Below are 4516 nucleotides of genomic sequence, written 5' to 3'. Positions count from 1 at the left end.
GGGGTCATCGCTGCCGACGTATCGAGGTACTGACGCAGCGTGGTGTCGTTCACCGGCGCACCATTCCACGTGATCGTGCCGGCCGCGTCGATCGCGATCTTGTTCTTGATCGGATCGACGGGTGGCTTGACCGCGTTGGGATCGTTGACGGGCAAGTCGACCTTCACCGCGTGCGTCGGGATCGGCAGCGTAATGATGAACATGATGAGGAGCACGAGCATGACGTCGATCAACGGCGTCGTGTTCATGTCCATCATGGGTTCGCCGTCGTCGCTCCCAGCACTCATTGCCATAAAAGCTACTCCTCTTGCCGGGTGTCAGGCGCCGGCGCCGACGCCGGGCTGCGAGATGAAGCCGACGCGCGCGAAACCCGCCTGCTGCATGTTGAAGATGGCGCCGCCGATGCAATGCCACGGCGTGTCGACGTCACCGCGGATGTGCGCCTCGGGCAGTTCCAGGCCAGCTGCGTTCGGGCCGCCCTGACGCGCGATTTCCGTCTTCAGCTTGGCGACTGCTCGGTCAAGCAGTTCCTGCTGCGTGACGGGCGCAACGCCCCAGTATACCTTGCACGCGCCCGATGCGTCCGAGGTGATGGAGAGCGACACGTTCTCCGGCTTGGTCGTGGTCGGATCGAACCGGACGTTCGGCAGCTTCACCTTGACCGTCTGGATCGCGACCGGAACCGCGATCAGGAAGATGATGAGGAGCACCAGCATGACGTCCACGAGGGGCGTCGTGTTGATGTCCGAAAGAGGTTTTTCGGTGGAATCGCCACCAACGCTCATCGCCATATGTCAGGCTTTCCTATTCTCCGTCCGCATGGGCCGATCGCCCGGCGGACAAGTGGCGGGATCGCGCCGTGTCGGGCGCGATCCCCCACCCTTTTTCTTACGCGCGGGTCTGCACGCCACCCGCCTGACCGGCGGTGGCGGTCGCACCGGCCGGCTTCACCGGCGCCTTCGTGGCAGCGGCGTTGCCGATCGACGGACGAACCTTGCCGTTCGAAGCGAGGAAGCCGAGCACATCGTTCGAGAAGGCCGACAGGTCCTCCGCGATCGACTTGTTACGGCGCTGCAGCCAGTTGTAGGCGAGCACGGCCGGAACAGCGACGACAAGGCCGAGCGCGGTCATGATGAGCGCCTCACCGACGGGTCCCGCGACCTTGTCGATCGAGGGATCGCCCGATGCGCCGATCTTGATCAGTGCGCGGTAGATGCCGACCACGGTGCCGAACAGACCGATGAACGGTGCGGTCGCGCCAACGGTCGCGAGGAACGCCAGACCACCGCCCAGCTTCGAGTTGATCGCGGCTTCCGAACGCGCGAGCGAACCGTGCAACCAGTCATGCGCCTCGACCGGATCGGTCAGCTGCGCGTGCTGGTCCTGTGCGGCCAGGCCGTCGTCGACCAGCTGCTTGTAGGCCGAGTTCTTCTCGAGCTTCGCCGAGCCTTCGCGCAGCGAGTTCGATGACCAGAAACCCTGCCGCATGCGCTTGGCCTGGTTGATGATCTTCTGCTGCTCGAACAGCTTCGAGAACAGGATGTAGAACGACACAACCGACATCAGCACCAGGATGGTGAAGACCGACTGCGAGATAATGCCGCCTTCCTTCAGCGCCTGCTGAAGACCGAACTGGTTCTCTGCGGCCGCGGTTCCACCCGCGGCCAGGATGTTGATGATCATGCGGTGGTATTCCCTCTAACTAGCTAAGCTCGAATGTCGTGTGGCAATCAGTCGCGCGGCAACACCCAACGCACCGGCAGCGTATAGCTGGAGGTGATCGGAGTTCCCGAAGCGTCGAGCGCGGGCGAAAATCGCACACGGCTCTTGGCAATACGGCATGTCGCCTGATCAAGCGCCGACGAGTTGCTCGACGTCGTCACCGAACAATCCGTGACGCGACCGTCGGTACCAACCGTCAGCTTTGCGACCACGCGCCCCTCTTCTTCAGCGCGAATGGCCGACGGAGGATAATTGTCCGCGCCGAAGTACTGGCCCGGATTACCCTTCAAACCTGCAGCCTTGCTGACCGCAGGCGGCGCCGGGGGCGCAGGAGCGGGAGCAGGCGGCGCGGGCGGCGCGACGACCGGCGTCGGCACGTAGACCGGCGGCGGGTTCGGCGTCGTGTTGATCACGACCGGCGGTGGGTTCGGATTACGAACGATCGGCGGCGGCGAGACGACCGGCGGCGGCGACATGGGAATGTCGGGCGGCGGGGGCGGCGGCTCATCCGGCGGCGGGGGCGGCGGCTCTTCCACGTCGAACGTGTTCAGCTTCTCGACCTGCTTCTTCACGAAGTTGGTCGCTAGGCCGGTCACGAAGGCGTAGCCGAGAGCAAGGTGGACCAATGCCACGATCACCAAGGCGGTGACCTTGCTCCCGCTCATCTTCTGGTCAGAATAGGCCATTCAGCAACGAAACTCCCTCATCCTGCGGCCCTGTTGGGCGGTCGGACAAACCCGACCGTCGAAAACACCCCACGACACTCCCCTCTCGGGAAGGCCGTAGCGTCACGGTTTCTATCGCGGCACCGGAAGCGACGCAAACGCTTTGTCGGGCGCAAGAAACGTACAAGCCCGTGATGACAGATTAATTTCTGTTTCGTTCATCACCGCGGGCGTATTGATGGACCATGTTTGTCCGTAAGCCACTCAACCTCCTCGCCGTTCCGCTCGTTCTAAGCACGCTTGCATCCGCGGTCGCACAGACACCCAGTTACGCCGGTCCTGTCAACGCTGTCGGAGTCGCGGTCCCATCCGGTCTCTCCTACGCCGAATTTGCCGACCTGGTTGTGGACAGTCCGCTGATCCTCGATGCGACCATCCGATCAGCGACGCGAATCAAGGGTCAAGAGGCCACCGGCGTCGCGCCGAATGCAGCCCGCTTCTACGTCGAAGGCGACGTCGGGACACTCGTACGGGGCAGCGGTGCGATCCCGGCGCGGGTGGGATGGCTTGTCGACGTGCCGCTTGACGCACGCGGGCGCGCGCCCGCGCTCAAGAAGCAGCGTGTGCTCGCCTTCGCGCGCCCAGTCGCGAATCGCCCGGATCAGGTGCAATTGGTGGCCAAGGATGCGCAGCGGCCGTGGTCGCCCGCCGCCGACGCGCTGACGCGCCAAATCGCGACCGATGCTGCGAGCGCCGACGCTCCTCCGATCGTCACAGGTGTAAAGAGCGCCTTCTACGTGCCCGGCAGCCTGCCGGGTGAGGGTGAGACGCAGATCTTCCTGCTGACAAAGAACAATCGTCCCGCCGCAATCTCGATCCTTCGGCGTCCAGGTGAACAGCCGCGTTGGTCGATTGCGCTGAGCGAAGTCATCGACGAGAATGCGACCGCGCCCGCGCGCGATACGCTCTTGTGGTATCGTCTCGCCTGCTTTCTGCCGCGAACCCTGCCCGACAACGCCACTGCCGCACTCGAGGAGAGCGAGGCCGCGCACGCGCGCGAGGATTACGCCCTTGTCATACAGCAGCTCGGCGCATGTCGCGCCGGTGTGGCTGCACCAGTCAGCGGCGGTGGCGTATCAGCGTGATCCCGATCGCCTCGCCCGCCTCGGCGATCGCGAGCTTGACGATCTTGACCTTGACCCGGCGCACCCGCGTATCCTGCAGGAATAACGTCTCGCAGATGTGATCGGCCACCGCCTCGATCAGCGTGAAATGACCTTCACTCTCCAGCGCGGTCGTCGCGGCATGTTTCAGGTCGAGATAATTCTTGGATGCGCTGAGCGGCGTATCGGGCGCGAAATGCGCGGGCCCGTCGAGCAGCACGGTAAGCGAAATCCGCAGCGGCTGCGGCAGATGCGTTTCTTCGGAATAGATGCCGGTAAGGACGGGCACTTCGAGGTCGTGAACCTCGAGTTCGAGCGTGTCGTTCATGGCAGCGGCCGTTAGCCAACGTGTCACGATTGCGCCAGTCGAGCCTTGCCCTGTGCGTGGCGCGGACAGCCCTTGCCTCGGCGCGGTGCTTGAGTAAGGGGCGCGGCGCCTGCCCGCACGGCAGCGACCCGAGGGATGGTGGATGATCGATCTGGTGCCGATTGGCGATGTTGACCCCGAAGCGGTCGAGCAGTTGCTCGATCGTGCGTTCGGTATCGATCGTCATCGCCGCACCGCTTACGCGCTGCGGGGAGGAACCATTGCGCTCCCGTGGATGAGTTTAGCAGCTGTCGATGGCAATGCACTTGTCGGCACGATCCAGTGCTGGCCAGTCTGGTTTGTCCCCGACCTGCCAGTCGGCGAACGCACTGCGATGACATTGATGGGTCCGGTCGCCGTCACGCCCGAACGCCAGCAGGACGGCATCGGTCGGCGATTGATGAACGCCGCGCTCGACGCAAACGAAGCCAGCCTGGAGCCAGGAAGCGCCGCGCTGATGCTTATCGGCGATCCGGAATATTACGCACGTTTCTTCGGCTTTTCGGCGGAGCGCACCGCAGCATGGCGCCTGCCCGGACCTGTGGAGCGCCACCGGCTGCTCGCACGGGGGTTGAGCGTACCCGACGTAAGTGGAACGA

At 64.1% G+C, this 4516-nt stretch carries 7 protein-coding genes; 2 read left to right on the top strand and 5 right to left on the bottom strand.

The features are described from left to right. The 4 genes from QZ847_RS16505 to QZ847_RS16490 form a co-directional block, all read right to left on the bottom strand. Positions 1-293 (bottom strand): biopolymer transporter ExbD (locus tag QZ847_RS16505; protein ID WP_294358676.1); only part of this gene is annotated, 293 nt, incomplete at its 3' end. A 24-nt stretch (positions 294-317) separates the two neighbouring features. Continuing rightward, the gene (locus QZ847_RS16500) at positions 318-791 is read right to left on the bottom strand and encodes a biopolymer transporter ExbD (RefSeq protein ID WP_294191368.1); all 474 of its coding nucleotides are present in this window, start codon (positions 789-791) and stop codon (positions 318-320) included. A gap of 97 nt (positions 792-888) precedes the next feature. After that, positions 889-1683: a MotA/TolQ/ExbB proton channel family protein gene (locus QZ847_RS16495; RefSeq protein ID WP_294191367.1), complete on the bottom strand. Its 795-nt coding sequence runs from the start codon at positions 1681-1683 to the stop codon at positions 889-891. A gap of 47 nt (positions 1684-1730) precedes the next feature. Beyond that, the gene (locus tag QZ847_RS16490; RefSeq protein WP_294191366.1) at positions 1731-2408 is read right to left on the bottom strand and encodes an energy transducer TonB; all 678 of its coding nucleotides are present in this window, start codon (positions 2406-2408) and stop codon (positions 1731-1733) included. A gap of 383 nt (positions 2409-2791) precedes the next feature. Between QZ847_RS16490 and QZ847_RS16485 the strand changes: the two genes are divergently transcribed. Beyond that, entirely contained in the window at positions 2792-3532 is a 741-nt protein-coding gene (locus tag QZ847_RS16485; protein WP_294358673.1) for a hypothetical protein, read from the top strand. On the opposite strand, the gene QZ847_RS16480 is transcribed toward QZ847_RS16485, so the two are convergent. Next, entirely contained in the window at positions 3507-3878 is a 372-nt protein-coding gene (locus tag QZ847_RS16480) for a dihydroneopterin aldolase (protein WP_294358670.1), read from the bottom strand. The two genes, QZ847_RS16485 and QZ847_RS16480, sit on opposite strands and share 26 nt — an antisense overlap. A gap of 142 nt (positions 3879-4020) precedes the next feature. Between QZ847_RS16480 and QZ847_RS16475 the strand changes: the two genes are divergently transcribed. Next, positions 4021-4516: GNAT family N-acetyltransferase (locus QZ847_RS16475; protein ID WP_294358667.1), on the top strand; the 496-nt coding region annotated here is incomplete at its 3' end.

The sequence above is a fragment of the uncultured Sphingomonas sp. genome (assembly GCF_913778135.1).
In the GTDB taxonomy this organism is placed as follows: Bacteria; Pseudomonadota; Alphaproteobacteria; order Sphingomonadales; family Sphingomonadaceae; genus Sphingomonas.
Note: the sequence above shows the minus strand (reverse complement) of the source record. Positions and strands in the feature narration are given on the sequence as shown.